The organism is Enterobacter cloacae complex sp. SYL001 (assembly GCF_049237025.1).
In the GTDB taxonomy this organism is placed as follows: Bacteria; Pseudomonadota; Gammaproteobacteria; order Enterobacterales; family Enterobacteriaceae; genus Enterobacter; species Enterobacter intestinihominis.
This window is the reverse complement of record NZ_JBMKJI010000024.1, coordinates 14,550-32,198: the sequence shown is the minus strand read 5'-3', so window position 1 is coordinate 32,198 and position 17,649 is coordinate 14,550. Positions and strand designations below refer to the sequence as shown.

Here is a 17,649-nt window from a genome sequence, read left to right as displayed (position 1 = left end):
ATGGGAAATCTCCGGTGAAGTTCGTAAAGTATTTATTGATCCTTGCAGTCTGTTGCATTCTGCTGGGAGCAGGCTCGATTATTGGTTTGTACAAATATGTCGAGCCGCAACTCCCTGATGTCGCCACACTTCGTGATGTGCGGCTTCAGATCCCTATGCAGGTCTATAGCGCCGATGGTGAACTGATGGCGCAATACGGCGAGAAACGTCGTATCCCACTGACCTTAAATCAAATTCCACCCGTGATGGTGAAGGCTTTTATCGCCACCGAGGACAGCCGTTTTTACGAGCACCACGGTGTCGATCCGGTCGGTATTTTCCGTGCGGCAAGCGTGGCGCTGTTCTCCGGTCATGCCTCTCAGGGGGCAAGTACCATTACCCAGCAGCTGGCGCGTAACTTCTTCCTCAGCCCGGAAAAGACGCTGATACGTAAGATCAAAGAAGTGTTCCTCGCGATCCGCATTGAGCAACTGCTGAGCAAAGACGAGATCCTTGAGCTTTACCTCAACAAGATCTATCTGGGCTACCGCGCCTATGGTGTAGGGGCTGCGGCTCAGGTCTATTTCGGTAAGTCGATCGATCAGCTCACGCTGAGCGAAATGGCGACCATTGCCGGCCTGCCAAAAGCGCCATCAACGTTTAACCCGCTCTACTCGCTGGACCGCGCCACCGCGCGCCGTAACGTTGTGCTATCGCGTATGTTGAGCGAAGGCTACATCAGCCAGGATGAGTACGATCGGGCACGCAGCGATGTGATTGATGCCAATTACCATGCACCGGAAATTGCTTTCTCATCGCCGTATCTGACGGAAATGGTTCGCCAGGAGATGGTGCGCCGCTACGGCGACAAAGCATATGAAGACGGCTATCGCGTTTATACCACCGTGACCCGCAAGGTGCAGCAGGCTGCCCAGCAGGCGGTGCGTAATAACGTGATGGATTACGATATGCGTCACGGCTATCGCGGCCCGTCCAACGTGCTGTGGAGAGTGGGCGAAGGCGCATGGGACAGCAAAAAAATCACTGATTCCCTGAAAGCGCTGCCGACCTATGGCCCGCTGCGTCCGGCGGTGGTCACCCAGGCCGATCCGCAGGAAGCGGTGGCGATGATGGCCGATGGTACATCCGTTTCGCTGCGTATGGAGGGTATCCGCTGGGCGCGTCCGTACCGTTCTGACACCCTTCAGGGGCCTACTCCACGTAAAGTGACGGATGTGGTACAAACCGGACAACAAATCTGGGTGCGTCAGGTAGGCGATGCCTGGTGGCTGGCACAGGTGCCGGACGTCAACTCTGCCCTGGTCTCCATCAATCCGCAGAACGGTGCCGTGATGGCGCTGGTTGGCGGGTTCGATTTCAACCAGAGCAAATTTAACCGTGCAACCCAGGCGCTGCGTCAGGTCGGTTCGAACATCAAACCGTTCCTGTATACCGCGGCGATGGACAAGGGGCTAACGCTCGCCAGCATTCTCAACGACGTGCCAATTTCCCGATGGGATGCCGGTGCGGGCTCTGACTGGCAGCCGAAGAACTCTCCGGCGCAATACGCTGGCCCTATCCGTCTGCGTCAGGGCCTTGGCCAGTCGAAGAACGTGGTCATGGTTCGCGCGATGCGTGCGATGGGCGTTGATTATGCGGCAGAGTATCTGCAACGCTTCGGCTTCCCGGCGCAAAACATCGTTCATACCGAATCTTTGGCGCTCGGCTCCGCGTCCTTCACACCGCTCCAGGTCGCGCGTGGCTACTCGGTTATGGCAAACGGCGGCTTCCTGGTCGATCCGTATTTCATCAGCAAAATCGAGAACGATCAGGGCGGCGTACTGTTTGAAGCGAAGCCGAAAATTGCCTGCCCTGAATGCGATATTCCGGTGATTTACGGCGACACGCCAAAATCCAATGTCCTTGAAAACAAGGACATGGAAGATGTTGCCATCTCTCAGGAACGTCAGAATCTGGCGGTGCCGCAGCCTCAGCTGGAACAGGCCAATCAGGCGCTGGTCGCCCAGAGTGGCGCGCAGGAGTATGCTCCGCACGTGATCAGCACGCCGCTGTCGTTCCTGATTAAGAGCGCGCTGAACACCAACATCTTTGGCGAACCGGGCTGGCAAGGCACCGGCTGGCGAGCGGGCCGCGATTTGCAGCGCCGCGACATCGGCGGCAAAACAGGCACAACCAACAGCTCAAAAGATGCCTGGTTCTCAGGTTATGGCCCGGGCGTTGTCACCTCGGTCTGGATTGGTTTTGACGATCACCGCCGCACTCTGGGGCGCACAACCGCTTCTGGCGCGATTAAAGATCAGATTTCCGGTTACGAGGGTGGGGCTAAGAGTGCGCAACCGGCCTGGGATGCTTACATGAAGGCCGCTCTCGAGGGCGTGCCGGAGCAGCCGCTAACGCCTCCGCCGGGCATTGTCACGATCAATATTGACCGCAGCACCGGACAGCTCGCGAATGGCGGCAACAGCCGTGCCGAGTATTTCATCGAGGGTACGCAGCCAACCACGCAGGCGGTGCATGAGGTGGGTACCGAAATCATTGATAACGGCGAAACGCACGAACTGTTCTGACGCCAACAAAAAAGCCGGGCGGTGGCGACGCCTGACCCGGCCTACAGCGTAATGCAAAACGGCAACCATCGGTTGCCGTTTTTACGGGTGGCGCTACAAACGCCCCTGCCCCTTCAGCCACTCCCGCACCAGGAACAGTGCGCTCACGTTGCGTGCCTCGTTAAAGTCAGGATCTTCCAGCAAATCCATCAGGTGGGCCAGCGGCCAGCGAACCTGCGGCAGCGGTTCCGGCTCGTCTCCTTCCAGCGATTCAGGATAGAGATCTTCCGCGACAACAATGTTCATTTTGCTGGAGAAATAGGACGGCGCCATGCTCAGCTTTTTCAGGAACGTCAGCTCTTTCGCGCCAAAGCCGACCTCTTCTTTCAGCTCCCGGTTTGCCGCTTCAAACACCGTTTCGCCCGGATCGATCAGTCCTTTGGAGAAGCCCAGCTCGTAGGATTCTGTGCCCACAGCGTATTCACGAATGAGGATCAGGTGCTCGTCGACGATAGGCACTATCATCACCGCTTCACGCGAGGAGGGGCGCATACGCTCATAAACACGACGCACACCGTTGCTGAACTCCAGATCCACGCTTTCAACATTAAACAGACGCGATTTTGCGACGGTTTCAACATTCAGAATGGTGGGCTTTTGTAAGGGTTTGGTCATCTTGACGGGTCTTTGCTGGGTGAACTGGCTTTATTGTGCGATACGCCGCACGGTTTCGGCAATGTCAATTGCTCTTTATTTACATTTATGCAACGTAACTGTAGGCAATTCTCATTTCAAAACAAATGTCAAGAGGTTGAAAAGTTTCCAGGAATTTGCTGATATCGCGCCGGAACAGGCTTTGTTATCATTACCGGTCACTGGGATGCGCGTCAACATGCTCAAGTTAGACTCCATACTTGCCGATAGCCGACCACAGAATCTCATTCATTGTACAAAAGGTGCGACTGACAACACCTGTAAGAAGATAAGTAAGATGGGGAAAGCATGAGCACCATTTTGATTTTTCTCGCTGCTGTGCTGGCCTGCGCGTCGATTGCGGTGTGGGTATTCAGGCGCCGCGTACATCGCCGTTATCGGCTGCCCTTTTTGAACGCGTTTGCCGGGGCAAACACGCGCAAGCTTTCGCCAGAGGAACGTAGCACCGTTGAGCAGTATCTCGACACGCTGAACCGATCCCGGCTTTCGCCTGGCCCTACCGGCGCCAGCGCCGCCCCCGTATCTCTCAACCTTAACGCACAAAGCGACACCGTTTTGTGCGTAACGCGCTCTATTACCCGCTACGGCATCACAACCGACGATCCCAACAAATGGCGTTACTATCTCGACTCTGTTGAAGTGCACCTGCCTCCCTTCTGGGAGCAGTATATCAACGACGAAAACAGCGTCGAGCTCATCCATACCGATACGCTGCCGCTGGTTATCTCCCTTAATGGTCATACTCTGAGCGAATATGTTCAGGAAGCGCCACGCTTTGCGCTGGAACGCGCAAGCGGAACGCAGGCCTCTATTCGTGGTGAAGAGACAGAGCAGATTGAACTGCTCAACATCCGCCAGGAAACGCATGAAGAGTACGTCCTGAGCCGCCCGGATGGCATTCGCGAAGCGGTGCTGATTGTCGTCTCGTTCCTGCTCTTTTTCATCTGCCTGCTGACGCCGGACGTGTTTGTTCCGTGGCTCGCGGGCGGCGCAGTACTGCTTCTGGCCGCCGGGCTGTGGGGCATATTTGCCCCGCCGGCAAAAACGTCATTACGCGAAATTCACTGCCTGCGCGGAACCCCAAAACGCTGGGGACTGTTCGGCGAAAACGATCAGGAACATATCAACAATATCTCGCTCGGGATCATCGATCTTATCTATCCGCGCCACTGGCAGCCGTGGATTGCGCAGGACCTGGGCCACAAAACGGATATTGATATCTATCTCGACCGCCACGTTGTACGCCAGGGACGTTACTTATCCCTGCACGACGAAGTAAAAAACTTCCCGCTTCAGCACTGGCTTCGCAGCGCGGTGATTGCCGGTGGCGCCGCGTTAATCTTCCTCATGCTGCTGCTTTTCGTGCCGCTGGATATGCCGATTAAATTTACCCTGTCATGGATCAAAGGGGCGCAAACCGTGGAAGCCACCAGCGTACAGCAGCTCGAAGAAGCGGGTGTACGCGTGGGGGATACGTTGCGGCTGAAAGGCACCGGGATGTGTAATATCCACTCACCGGGCGCCTGGAACACGCGCCAGAACTCGCCGTTCGCGCCGTTCGACTGCTCTCAGATCATCTGGAATGACGCCTCTCCGCTGCCGCTTCCGGAATCGGATGTGGTCAATAAGGCCACCGCGCTCACCCAGACGATTAATCGCCAGCTCCATCCAAAACCGGATGATGATTCTCGCGTCAGCCCTGCCCTGCGTTCGGCCATTCAGAAGTCCGGCATGGTGCTGCTGGATGACTTTGGCGAAATCGTCCTGAAAACAGAAGATCTCTGCTCAGCTCAGGATGACTGTATCCGGCTGAAGAACGCGCTGGTCAACCTCGGCAACAGCAAAGACTGGGACGCGCTGGTGAAACGCGCCGAAGCGGGACGCCTCGATGGTGTGAATGTGCTTCTGCGTCCGGTCAGCGCCGAGTCGCTGGATAACCTGGTGGCGACCTCTACCGCCCCCTTCGTGATGCGTGAAACCACCCGTGCCGCCCAGGCGCTTAACAGCCCGGCGCCTGGCGGTTTTGTGATTGCCAGCGATGAAGGCAGCGACCTGGTGGATCAACCCTATCCGCAGGTTTCGCTGTATGACTATCCTGCCCAGGAGCAGTGGAGCGAATTCCAGCGTCTGGCGCAGATGCTGATGCAGACGCCATTCAGCGCGGAAGGGATCGTCACCACCCTCTTTACCGATGCCAACGGCACGCGTCATATTGGCCTGCACCGTATGCCGGATAGCGCTGGCCTGTGGCGCTATGTAGGGACATCCCTGCTGCTGATTGCGATGCTGGCGTGTATTGTCTGGAACGGTTATCAGGCCGTACGCCGCTATCAGCGCTCCCGCACGCGACTGGCAGAAATCCAGGCCTACTACGAAAATTGCCTAAACCCGAAACTGATCTCCTCTTCTGAGAGCCTGATCGGATAACGTCCCTGCGCGACAAGTTGTGCTACCCTGTCGCGCACGTTTCTTCTGGCTGGAGTTCCCCCTTATGCATCTTAATATCGACTGGCAGGCGGTCGATACCGTCCTGCTTGATATGGACGGCACGCTGCTTGATCTCGCCTTTGATAACTATTTCTGGCAAAAGCTGGTTCCGGAAACGTACGGTGAACAGCAGGGGATCTCCCCGGCGGAAGCGCAGGAATTCATTCGTTCGCAATATAGCGCGGTGCAGCATACGCTAAACTGGTACTGTCTTGACTACTGGAGCGAGCGACTCGGTCTGGATATTTGCGCCATGACCACCGCCCAGGGCGCACGCGCCGTACTGCGCGAAGATACGGTCCCGTTCCTGGACGCGCTGAAAGCCTGCGGTAAGCGCCGTATTTTGCTGACAAATGCGCATCCCCATAACCTGGCCGTGAAGCTGGAACATACCGGTCTTGCTTCGCACCTTGATTTATTGCTTTCCACCCACACATTTGGTTATCCGAAAGAGGATCAGCGGTTGTGGCATGCCGTGGTGGAAGAGACCGGTTTACAGCCGGAACGCACGCTGTTCATTGACGACAGCGAGCCGATTCTGGATTCTGCGGCCGCTTTTGGCATTCGCTATTGTCTGGGCGTGACCAATCCTGATTCCGGCCTGGCTGAAAAAAGCTATCTGCGACATCCGGGGCTGAACGACTATCGCCGGATGATCCCCTCACTCACCGTGAAGGAGACGCCATGAAAGAAAAACCCTCTGATGGGGTAAGACTGGATAAATGGCTGTGGGCCGCCCGTTTTTACAAAACGCGCGCCCTTGCCCGTGAAATGGTTGACGGCGGAAAGGTGCATTACAACGGTCAGCGCAGCAAACCGAGCAAGCTGGTTGAACTGAATGCCACGTTAACGCTTCGCCAGGGCAACGATGAGAAAACGGTGGTGGTGAAAGCCATTACCGAACAGCGGCGGCCCGCAACCGAAGCCGTTTTGCTGTATGAAGAGACGGCCGAAAGCATAGAGAAGCGCGAGAAAACCGCGCTGGCGCGCAAAATGAACGCGCTGACGATGCCTCACCCGGACCGGCGACCGGATAAAAAAGAGCGCCGCGATCTGATGAAATTTAAACACGGTGAGAGCGAGTAACCCTCACCTGCATGAGAGATGAAAATGGCCCAACACGACCAATTACACCGCTATCTGTTTGAACAATTCGCCGTGCGCGGCGAGCTGGTCACCGTATCCGAAACCTGGAAACAGATTCTGGAAAACCACAACTACCCGCTGCCGGTAAAAACCCTGTTGGGCGAACTGCTGGTTGCCACCAGCCTGCTGACCGCCACGCTGAAGTTTGCTGGCGATATTACCGTCCAGTTGCAGGGCGATGGCCCAATGTCGCTGGCAGTGATCAACGGCAATAACCAGCAGCAGATGCGCGGCGTGGCGCGCGTTCAGGGCGATATCCCTGAAAATGCGGATCTGAAAACGCTGGTCGGTAACGGCTACCTGGTCATCACGATTTCGCCTGAAGAAGGTGAGCGCTATCAGGGCGTTGTCGGTCTGGAAGGCGATACGCTTGCCGCCTGCCTGGAAGATTACTTCATGCGTTCCGAACAGCTGCCAACCCGTCTGTTCATCCGCACCGGTGAAGTGGATGGCCAGCCTGCTGCCGGTGGTATGCTGCTTCAGGTTCTGCCTGCGCAGGATGCGCAGACCAATGATTTCGAGCATCTGGCAACGCTGACGGAAACCATCAAAGCGGAAGAGCTGTTCACCCTGTCGGCGACCGACGTGCTGTGGCGTCTCTACCACGAAGAAGAAGTGACGGTTTACGATCCGCAGGCGGTGGAATTTAAGTGCACCTGCTCCCGCGAGCGTTGTGCTGGCGCCCTGAAAACGCTGCCGGATGAAGAGATCGACAGCATCATGGCGGAAGACGGTGAAATCGATATGCACTGTGACTACTGCGGTACGCACTACGTGTTCAATTCGATGGATATCGCGGAGATCCGCAATAACGCCTCTCCGGCGGATCCGCAGGTTCACTAAGCTCTGAGCCTGTTGCCCGGCGGCGCTATGCTCGCACGGGCCTACAATGAATTGTGCAATTTTTTGATATGATTGCTAATTGTAGGCCGGGTAAGCGTAGCGCCACCCGGCAAGAAAGAGCACTAACGCCGCTGCGCATTATTGTAACTGTCGTAGCTCATATCGACACGCTCCCCAAAAATCTCAATATCCGCCCAGGGCTTCACGACAGATTTCACTTTCCTCTGCCTTAATGCGCGGTCAAGTTCTTCTCTGGTCAATGCCTCCGGCATTTTCCACGCGTCCCCGGCGATCCTCCAGCCCGTGTTGGTTTGTGTGTAAGCCACGATCGTGCGATCGGTAAATTGAAATAGCACGGCTTCAGGCTTGCCGTCGCCGTTAAGATCCAGCGGCATGAGTAAACAGTTACTCTGGGCGCTATCGCAGCTCTCAAAGCGATACTGATTGCTGAGCATGGCTTGCCACAATGCCTTATCAGGACGAGCCATTCCCGGTGCGAGCTGGACCTGTTTTTCCAGCATCGCGGCGGTCATCTTACCTGCTCCGCCAGCGTTCCTGGAGAGAAGACCATTTATTTCACGCTGGCGTTTTGGGTTAGAGATAAACTGCGGATCGTTTTGCAGCGTGAGCATTGCCTCCCGCCCCTTTCGTCCAGCGTTATTGAGCATATACAGGCTGACTTGATCCGCCGTTATTCTGCCGTCCTGATAGCGGGCCATATGGCTTGCAACGCTTATTCGCCACGGATCCAGCACGGGGGTATGGATCAACGCCAGGAAAATGAGGGAAAGCAGCCCGGTCGCCGGTATGACGTACGCATGGATCTTCTGCGGCTCACGGCGCTGAATCAGAACGCTGGCGCAAAAACCGACCGCCCAGACCAGCGCCACGATGGTTATCAATACCCCGTACAGACGCTCGGGTGACCAGCCGTATTGCGAAATGCGTAGCCACAGCGCCCACCCCGCCAGAACCGGATACGCGGGTACGATAGCCACAGCAAGGCGAATCATCCCTCGCAACGGGGCATAGTAAGGCAGCGTTTGACGCTGTGGATGCCACACTATCGTCACCAGGAATAACAGCAGCAGCGCTAAGGTGGTCAGCAAGCCCGCGGCGGATATTCTGGCTGAAATGGATTCAAAGCCGACAAAAGGCAACGCGCCAATAAAGAGCAGCGCCAGCGCCGCCATCAGGGGAAGCAGACCGGTGGCGATGAGGGTCAGCAGATTTTGCAGGGCAAGGATTAACCTTACCTGCATGCGCGTGAGCACGGCCGCACTGGCTGAAACCACGCCAATCGCCACTGAAATAAACCCGTCAGAATGAAAGAAAAGCCGATCAAAAAAGCCGATGCCGATAAGTTCGAAAAGCTCGGCCCAGAGGAAAAGCACCAGCCAGAAGAGACCATTCGAAACAAAAATAATGAGCAGCGTCAGCGCGTTATGCCAGTTTCGTTGATAAAAGTCGCTGTAGAACGAGGTAGTCGGGACGGGATCCAGACGCCGCTGAAGCCATGGCAACACGAACAGCGTCATCAGCAGCAGATGAAAGCCGAAAACGAGCATCTCATCTCTGAGATTCCAGCTTTCGAGTCCTGCAACGCTCCACTTAAGCCAGCCGCCCATACCCGCGACTGCCGCGCCGATCATCCCGAGTGACAGCCACAAAAATGGCTTTCTGAATGACGTCATGGCAAGAGACAACGTGGTTGTCATTACCACGGTGGCAGGTACTACACACATCAGCCACAGCGTATCCGATGGCAATTTTGCGTACTCGATATACCACGTAATTACATAGCAAATTACGCCCTGTAGAGCCCCCGCCAGCACGACGGCTACGCGCGTTGAAGGAGATAACGTCTCACGGTTTTCCATTTCTCATCCCTTGTTCATGAAAAATCTATTGTCTCATCAAGGCAAAACTCTGGCCCCCACCTCAAACTCTGAAAATAGCTGACCCAAGAGACCTGAATCGTTTTCCCTATGTAACTCTTACGTAATTTTCTTTCATGTATGCGATTACATTCACATTCTTCTGGATAAATTCACCAGAGATTAACCTTTTAAGAACATTTTCCCCAACCAAAAAGCGATTCCTGCGATAATCTGCCCGCCCTGTGACTGGAGTCGCAGCGTTTTCCGTTAGTAAGGGTTTTGACCAGATACGTAAATCTATGAGCCCCGTCGCGGTTAACATCCCCAGAAAAACCCTACAATTTCAGGCAGTACATATTGGCTAAGGAGCAGTGATATGCGTGTTAATGGTTTAACCCCGCAAGATCTCAAGGCTTATGGTATTCACGACGTCCAGGAAGTGGTCTACAACCCCGATTACGATACGCTGTATCAGGAAGAGCTCAATCCGGCACTGGAAGGATACGAGCGAGGTGTGTTGACGAATCTTGGTGCTATCGCCGTCGATACCGGTATTTTTACCGGCCGTTCGCCGAAAGATAAATACATCGTCCGAGATGATACCACCCGCGATACGCTGTGGTGGGCCGATAAAGGCAAAGGGAAGAACGATAACAAACCGCTCTCTCCTGAAACCTGGCAGCATCTGAAAGGGCTCGTCACCCATCAGCTTTCCGGCAAGCGTCTGTTCATCGTCGATGCTTTCTGCGGCGCTAACGCCGACACCCGTCTCTCCGTTCGGTTTATCACTGAAGTGGCCTGGCAGGCGCATTTCGTGAAGAACATGTTCATTCGTCCGACCGATGAAGAACTGCAAAACTTCACCCCTGACTTTATCGTAATGAACGGCGCGAAATGCACCAACCCGCAGTGGAAAGAGCAGGGTCTGAACTCCGAAAACTTCATCGCCTTCAACCTGACCGAGCGTATCCAGCTGATCGGCGGTACCTGGTACGGCGGCGAAATGAAGAAAGGGATGTTCTCGGTCATGAACTACCTGCTGCCGCTGCGCGGTATCGCCTCCATGCACTGCTCGGCGAACGTCGGTGAAAAAGGTGACGTGGCGGTGTTCTTCGGCCTTTCCGGCACCGGTAAAACGACTCTGTCCACCGATCCAAAACGTCGTCTGATTGGCGACGACGAGCACGGCTGGGACGACGACGGTGTGTTTAACTTTGAAGGCGGCTGCTACGCGAAAACCATTCGCCTGTCTGAAGAGGCAGAGCCGGATATCTACCACGCGATTCGCCGCGATGCGCTGCTGGAAAACGTTACCGTGCGTGCCGATGGCTCTGTCGACTTCGACGATGCGTCCAAAACCGAAAACACCCGCGTCTCTTACCCGATTTACCACATCGACAACATCGTGAAGCCGGTGTCGAAGGCGGGCCACGCCACGAAGGTGATTTTCCTGACCGCGGACGCGTTCGGCGTGTTGCCGCCAGTTTCCCGCCTGACCGCCAGCCAGACGCAGTACCATTTCCTCTCCGGCTTTACCGCTAAGCTGGCGGGTACCGAGCGCGGTGTGACCGAGCCAACCCCAACCTTCTCCGCCTGCTTCGGCGCGGCGTTCCTGTCGCTGCACCCGACGCAGTATGCGGAAGTGCTGGTGAAACGCATGCAGGCATCCGGCGCACAGGCATACCTGGTGAACACCGGCTGGAACGGGACGGGCAAACGTATCTCCATCAAAGATACACGCGCCATCATCGACGCGATTCTGGATGGTTCGTTGGATAACGCCGAGACCTTTACGCTGCCGATGTTCGATCTGGCGATCCCAACCGAGCTGCCGGGCGTGGATACGCGTATCCTTGACCCGCGCAACACCTACGGTTCACCGGAACAGTGGCGTGAGAAGGCAGAATCGCTGGCGAAACTGTTTATCGAAAACTTTGAGAAGTATACCGACACCCCGGCGGGTGCTGCGCTGGTGAGTGCGGGACCAAGGTAAAAGCAAAAAGGCAACGAAAGTTGCCTTTTTTAATGTTTTCTCCCTCTCCCCGTGGGCTGAGGGTTCCCCACAAATTAATGCGAGCACTGAGCAATCCCCTCGCCCCTCCGGGGAGAGGGTTAGGGTGAGGGGAACATACGGCGGTGGTGGTCATTCCGTTCACTTTATGTTCCTTGCTACTCTGTAACGACATGACCGGTGAACGTGCCAGGGTGGCTCAGTCGCCACCACCCTGGTAACCCGGGCTCCCGGCGGTAAATCGCCGCTTCGCGGTGCCCTCGGCTTATTCCTTCCGGCTTATCGGGTACGGGCGGAGGCAACGTCCCTGTAAAGCCGCCCTCTCGGCGCATCCCTGCGACTCGCACCGGCCTGCAGGAAACGCCTCAGCGATTTACAGCCGGACCAGGGCATCGCTGACAGCCCTCAGTCATTTAGAAAGCAACTTTATTGCTTCTGCATAAAAAAATTACTGGGGATCCCTCAGCCCCGTGGGAGAGGGCCGGGGTGAGGGCATCAGGCCCCACCCTTTTTTAACTCTCTTTCACCTGCCCCCGTAAAACCGGCACCGGTAACCATGCGCGAATGCTTAAACCACCCCGTTCGCTGGTGCCAATTTCCAGCAGTCCGTTATGGTTATCAACAATACGCTGCACAATCGCCAGGCCTAAGCCGGTTCCGCTGGTGCTGCGCGCGCTGTCGCCGCGCACAAACGGCTGGAACAGGTGCTTACGCTGCTCAGGCTTGATGCCCGGGCCATCGTCTTCCACCTGGAACCAGGCGCGGTTGAGTTCCGTACCGCTGCTGACTTTGATCCAACCGTTGCCGTAGCGCGCCGCGTTGACCACCATATTCGCCACCGCGCGTTTGATGGAGAGCGGGTGCATACGTACCTGAATCTCGCCCGCCTGAAGGTCGGTCGCAATTTCACGTTCGTAGCCGCTTTCGGCAGCAACAACTTCGCCCAGAACCGCGTTCAGATCCGCCATCTCCATCGGCATCTCCTGCCCGGTACGCAGGTAGTCGATAAACTGCTCGATGATGGCGTTACACTCTTCGATATCCTTGTTGATGGACTCTGCAAGATAACCATCCTGCTCGCCCATCATCTCTGTTGCCAGCCGGATACGTGTCAGCGGGGTGCGAAGGTCATGGCTAACCCCCGCCATCAGCAGCGTACGGTCGTCAGCCAGCTGTTTAACGCCTGCCGCCATGTGGTTAAAAGCACGCGTTACCGAGCGCACTTCCGATGCGCCATACTCGCGCAGCGGCGGTGGGATAATACCTTTACCAACCTGCAATGCCGCATGCTCCAGGTCGACCAGCGGTCGGTTCTGGATACGAATAAACAGCCATGCGCCACCGATGGCCAGCAGCATGATCGCCAGGGTGTATCGGAACAGCGGTGAGAAGTCGCCCTGATGAATCTCGGTGAGCGGAACACGCACCCAGATGTTGGGTGACAGCCAGGTTTTCAGCCAGACAACCGGCGAGCTTTTATTGACCTCAACGCGCACTTCCGTCGGGCCGCCAAGCTGCTGCGCCATCTGCTGGCTAAGGAATTCATAGTGCTGCGCCCAGCGCAGGCCGGCATCTTCCGCCGCTTCGTTCGAGTAGAGAGAAATGCCCAACTCACGGTAGATTTCCCGACGGAACGCCGGGGGGACAACCAACTGCGTGCCGTCCTCCAGTTGCAGTTTGTCGGTCATCAGCATACGCACTTCGTATGCCAGCACCTTATTAAACTGCTGAAGGCTCGGCAGGATCGCAAAGTTCAGTACCACCAGGTAGGTCGTCACCAGGCTGACAAACAGCAGGGTGACGATCAATAACAGCGTGCGGGCAAACGAACTTCGCGGCGAGAAGCGCATTCGCCTCATGCTTTAGAGCCGTCCGGGACAAACACGTAGCCCAGACCCCACACGGTCTGAATATAACGAGGATGCGCCGGATCTTCTTCCACCATGCGGCGCAGACGAGAGATCTGCACGTCGATAGAACGTTCCATTGCGGAGTATTCACGGCCGCGCGCCAGGTTCATCAGCTTGTCACGTGAAAGCGGTTCACGCGGGTGGCTGACCAGCGCTTTCAGTACCGCAAACTCGCCGCTGGTGAGCGGCATTGGCTCATCTTCACGGAACATTTCACGGGTGCCGAGGTTCAGCTTGAACTTACCGAATGCAATGACGGCCTCTTCCTGAGACGGCGCGCCCGGCAGCTCGTTCGCCTGACGACGCAGCACGGCGCGAATACGCGCCAGCAGTTCACGCGGGTTGAACGGCTTAGGAATGTAGTCATCAGCGCCAATCTCAAGGCCGACGATACGGTCAACTTCTTCACCCTTCGCCGTCACCATGATGATTGGCATCGGGTTGCTCTGGCTACGCAGACGACGGCAAATAGAGAGCCCATCTTCGCCAGGCAGCATCAGGTCCAACACCATCAGGTGGAAGGATTCACGCGTCAGCAGACGATCCATCTGTTCTGCGTTCGCGACGCTACGAACCTGGAAGCCCTGCTCGGTCAGATAACGTTCCAGCAGCGCACGCAGGCGCATGTCGTCATCTACGACCAGAATTTTGTAGTTCTCTTGCATTGTGTGTACTCCCAAAGGTTCGGATAAGCCTGGAACAGCGTATTCTAAAAAAGTGCACGGGTTCGACCAGCAAATTCTGGTATAAATTCTAGACGAAATTGTTACAAAGCATATTTAACAGCAGCTTATCTGTTCATTTCATCACATAAATCATTATTAATCTTGTCTGTTACACTGTGCGCTACGTATTGTGCGCAAAGACAGTTAACCGGCATTAAAGGCAGCACCATGAAAACGCCTCTGATCACCCGCGAAGGGTACGAGAAACTCAAAAAAGAGATGGATTACCTGTGGCGCGAAGAGCGTCCGGAAGTGACCAAAAAAGTCACCTGGGCCGCAAGTCTGGGCGACCGCAGCGAGAATGCGGACTATCAGTACAATAAAAAGCGACTGCGCGAAATCGATCGCCGGGTACGCTACCTGACGAAATGCCTCGAGAATCTCAAAATTGTCGATTACTCCCCGCAGCAGGAAGGTAAAGTGTTTTTCGGCGCGTGGGTCGAAATTGAAAACGACAACGGCGACACCCTGCGTTTTCGTATCGTCGGCTATGATGAAATTTTCGGTCGTAAGGATTACATTTCTATCGATTCACCCATGGCCCGCGCCCTGCTGAAAAAAGAGGTGGGCGATTTAGCCGTTGTCCAGACGCCCGCGGGTGAAGCAAGCTGGTACGTCAACGAAATCGAGTATGTTAAATAGTCCGAGAGCGCCCTCCCCGGCTGGCATTTTTTGGTGTCAGCCCGTATAACTATCCCCCTGATTTTCGATCCACAAGATGAACTGACCATGATGAAAGAGTCGCTCTGCCGCATTATTGCGGGTGATATTCAGGCCAGAGCCGAACAGGTAGAAGCTGCCGTTCGTCTGCTTGATGAAGGGAACACCGTGCCGTTTATTGCACGTTATCGTAAGGAAGTCACCGGCGGTCTGGATGACACGCAGCTGCGTAACCTTGAGACCCGTCTGGGCTATCTGCGCGAGCTGGAAGACCGACGTCAGGCGATCCTCAAATCTATCGGCGAGCAGGGCAAGCTGACCAGTGACCTGGAAAAAGCCATTAACGGTACCCTGAGCAAAACCGAACTTGAAGATCTCTATCTGCCGTACAAACCGAAGCGCCGCACGCGCGGGCAGATTGCGATCGAAGCCGGCCTTGAGCCGCTGGCCGACCTGCTGTGGAACGAGCCGTCTCACGATCCGGAAACCGAAGCCGCCAAATTTATCGACGCCGAAAAAGGCGTAGCGGACACCAAAGCCGCGCTGGACGGCGCTCGCTACATTCTGATGGAGCGCTTCGCCGAAGACGCGGCGCTGCTGGCCAAAGTGCGTGATTACCTGTGGAAGTACGCCCATATCGTCTCCACCGTGGTGTCCGGCAAAGAGGACGAAGGCGCGAAATTCCGCGACTACTTCGATCACCACGAACCCATTTCTACCGCGCCGTCTCACCGCGCGCTGGCGATGTTCCGCGGTCGTAACGAAGGCGTGCTGCAACTCTCCCTGAATGCCGATCCGCAGTTTGACGAGCCGCCTAAAGAGAGCCACTGTGAGCAGATCATTATGGATCACCTCGGTCTGCGCCTGAACAACGCCCCGGCGGACAGCTGGCGCAAAGGCGTGGTGAGCTGGACCTGGCGCATCAAGGTGCTCATGCACCTCGAAACCGAGCTGATGGGCACCGTGCGCGAGCGCGCCGAAGACGAAGCGATCAACGTCTTCGCCCGTAACCTGCACGACCTGCTGATGGCTGCGCCGGCTGGCCTGCGCGCCACCATGGGTCTCGATCCGGGTCTGCGCACCGGCGTGAAGGTGGCCGTGGTTGACGGCACCGGCAAGCTGGTTGCCACCGACACCATTTACCCGCACACCGGTCAGGCAGCGAAAGCGGCTGTCGTGGTCGCCGCGCTGTGCGAGAAGTACAACGTTGAGCTGGTTGCCATCGGTAACGGTACGGCGTCCCGCGAAACCGAACGTTTCTATCTCGACGTGCAGAAGCAGTTCCCGAAAGTGACGGCGCAGAAAGTGATCGTCAGCGAAGCGGGGGCATCTGTCTATTCCGCCTCTGAGCTGGCAGCGCAGGAGTTCCCGGAACTGGACGTTTCCTTGCGCGGTGCGGTCTCTATCGCCCGTCGTTTGCAGGATCCGCTGGCGGAGCTGGTGAAAATTGACCCGAAATCCATCGGCGTGGGCCAGTATCAGCACGACGTGAGCCAGACGCAACTGGCGCGCAAGCTGGATGCGGTGGTGGAAGACTGCGTTAACGCCGTCGGCGTGGACCTGAATACCGCTTCCGTTCCGCTGCTGACCCGCGTAGCAGGCCTGACCCGTATGATGGCGCAGAATATCGTCGCCTGGCGTGATGAGAACGGTCAGTTCCAGAACCGCCAGCAGCTGCTGAAGGTGAGCCGTCTGGGGCCGAAAGCTTTTGAGCAGTGCGCGGGCTTCCTGCGCATCAACCACGGCGATAACCCGCTGGATGCCTCTACCGTTCACCCGGAAGCCTATCCGGTTGTCGAGCGTATCCTGGCCGCCACCCAGCAGGCGCTGAAAGACCTGATGGGCGACAGCAGCGCGCTGCGTAACCTGAAAGCGGTGGATTTTACCGACGAACAGTTCGGCGTGCCGACGGTCACTGACATCATCAAAGAGCTGGAAAAACCGGGCCGCGATCCGCGTCCTGAGTTTAAAACCGCGACCTTTGCTGACGGCGTGGAAACCATGAACGACCTGCTGCCGGGCATGGTGCTGGAAGGGGCGGTAACCAACGTCACCAACTTTGGCGCGTTTGTGGATATCGGCGTGCATCAGGACGGTCTGGTGCATATCTCTTCCCTCGCCGACAAGTTCGTTGAAGATCCGCACACCGTGGTCAAAGCGGGCGACATCGTGAAGGTGAAAGTGCTGGAAGTGGATCTTCAGCGCAAGCGTATCGCCCTGACCATGCGTCTGGACGAGCAGCCGGGCGACACTAACGCGCGCCGTGGCGGTAATGGCGGTGGCCGTGAACAGCAGCGTCCGGCAGCGAAAGCCGCGAAGCCACGCGGACGTGACGCACAGCCAGCAGGCAACAGCGCGATGATGGATGCGCTGGCAGCGGCGATGGGTAAGAAACGCTAATCCTGTAAATGCCCCTCACCCTAACCCTCTCCCCAAAGGGGAGAGGGAACTTGAACACCCTCGCCCCTTTGGGGAGAGGGCCGGGGTGAGGGGAAAAATTATATCGTAAAATATGAAACCGATTGCATATCCATATTTAAACCGCTATTTATCACTCCATTAACAAATACGCTTTTTATTCCTTCCCGGGTATTCCCGCAAATATTGAGCAAGGTCAAGCAGACCGCAAATTAATACGATTAACAACATCCCGTCACATTTTTATTATTGCTGATAAAAACTATTCTCATTATCATCGCAGTGTTGATTATTTAACCTCTCGTGGAA

Annotated in this window: 12 protein-coding genes; 8 read left to right on the top strand and 4 right to left on the bottom strand. The window is 56.2% G+C overall.

The genetic code is table 11. The features are described 5' to 3' along the window. Positions 1-14: 14 nt before the first annotated feature. On the top strand, positions 15-2,567 hold the full coding sequence (gene mrcA / locus ACOTZP_RS18665) for a peptidoglycan glycosyltransferase/peptidoglycan DD-transpeptidase MrcA (RefSeq protein WP_045308980.1): 2,553 nt from the start codon (positions 15-17) through the stop codon (positions 2,565-2,567). A gap of 93 nt (positions 2,568-2,660) precedes the next feature. On the opposite strand, the gene nudE is transcribed toward mrcA, so the two are convergent. Further along, the gene (nudE, locus tag ACOTZP_RS18660) at positions 2,661-3,221 is read right to left on the bottom strand and encodes an ADP compounds hydrolase NudE (RefSeq protein ID WP_003861622.1); all 561 of its coding nucleotides are present in this window, start codon (positions 3,219-3,221) and stop codon (positions 2,661-2,663) included. A 327-nt stretch (positions 3,222-3,548) separates the two neighbouring features. Here nudE and ACOTZP_RS18655 point away from each other — a divergent pair, with 327 nt between their 5' ends. The 4 genes from ACOTZP_RS18655 to hslO all read left to right on the top strand — a co-directional run bounded on the left by ACOTZP_RS18655 (position 3,549) and on the right by hslO (position 7,736). Continuing rightward, positions 3,549-5,687, top strand: coding sequence for an intracellular growth attenuator family protein (locus tag ACOTZP_RS18655; RefSeq protein ID WP_058677380.1), 2,139 nt, complete (start codon positions 3,549-3,551; stop codon positions 5,685-5,687). A 64-nt stretch (positions 5,688-5,751) separates the two neighbouring features. Further along, the gene (yrfG, locus tag ACOTZP_RS18650) at positions 5,752-6,435 is read left to right on the top strand and encodes a GMP/IMP nucleotidase (protein ID WP_003861619.1); all 684 of its coding nucleotides are present in this window, start codon (positions 5,752-5,754) and stop codon (positions 6,433-6,435) included. Then, entirely contained in the window at positions 6,432-6,833 is a 402-nt protein-coding gene (gene hslR / locus ACOTZP_RS18645) for a ribosome-associated heat shock protein Hsp15 (protein WP_003861618.1), read from the top strand. Before yrfG ends, hslR begins: the two co-directional genes overlap by 4 nt. 18 nt (positions 6,834-6,851) lie before the next feature. Further along, a complete protein-coding gene (hslO, locus tag ACOTZP_RS18640; RefSeq protein ID WP_006812239.1) occupies positions 6,852-7,736 on the top strand; it encodes an Hsp33 family molecular chaperone HslO in 885 nt (294 codons plus the stop codon). Between the two features lie 122 nt (positions 7,737-7,858). Here the strand turns inward: hslO and ACOTZP_RS18635 are convergent, their stop codons facing one another. Continuing rightward, on the bottom strand, positions 7,859-9,616 hold the full coding sequence (locus tag ACOTZP_RS18635) for a DUF4153 domain-containing protein (RefSeq protein ID WP_271074520.1): 1,758 nt from the start codon (positions 9,614-9,616) through the stop codon (positions 7,859-7,861). 376 nt (positions 9,617-9,992) lie between these two features. Between ACOTZP_RS18635 and pckA the strand changes: the two genes are divergently transcribed. After that, the gene (gene pckA / locus ACOTZP_RS18630) at positions 9,993-11,609 is read left to right on the top strand and encodes a phosphoenolpyruvate carboxykinase (ATP) (protein WP_022649630.1); all 1,617 of its coding nucleotides are present in this window, start codon (positions 9,993-9,995) and stop codon (positions 11,607-11,609) included. Between the two features lie 530 nt (positions 11,610-12,139). Here the strand turns inward: pckA and envZ are convergent. Both envZ and ompR read right to left on the bottom strand, forming a co-directional pair. After that, positions 12,140-13,486, bottom strand: a complete 1,347-nt coding sequence (gene envZ, locus ACOTZP_RS18625; protein ID WP_003861615.1) for a two-component system sensor histidine kinase EnvZ — start codon at positions 13,484-13,486, stop codon at positions 12,140-12,142. Next, a complete protein-coding gene (ompR, locus tag ACOTZP_RS18620) occupies positions 13,483-14,202 on the bottom strand; it encodes a two-component system response regulator OmpR (RefSeq protein WP_001157751.1) in 720 nt (239 codons plus the stop codon). Before ompR ends, envZ begins: the two co-directional genes overlap by 4 nt. 228 nt (positions 14,203-14,430) lie before the next feature. On the opposite strand from ompR, the gene greB reads away from it, so the two are divergent. Together greB and ACOTZP_RS18610 are read left to right on the top strand one after the other, a co-directional pair. Further along, the gene (gene greB, locus ACOTZP_RS18615) at positions 14,431-14,904 is read left to right on the top strand and encodes a transcription elongation factor GreB (RefSeq protein ID WP_022649631.1); all 474 of its coding nucleotides are present in this window, start codon (positions 14,431-14,433) and stop codon (positions 14,902-14,904) included. An 87-nt stretch (positions 14,905-14,991) separates the two neighbouring features. Then, positions 14,992-17,322 (top strand): Tex family protein, encoded by a 2,331-nt coding sequence (locus tag ACOTZP_RS18610; RefSeq protein ID WP_271074829.1) that lies wholly within the window; start codon positions 14,992-14,994, stop codon positions 17,320-17,322. The last annotated feature ends 327 nt before the right edge of the window (positions 17,323-17,649 follow it).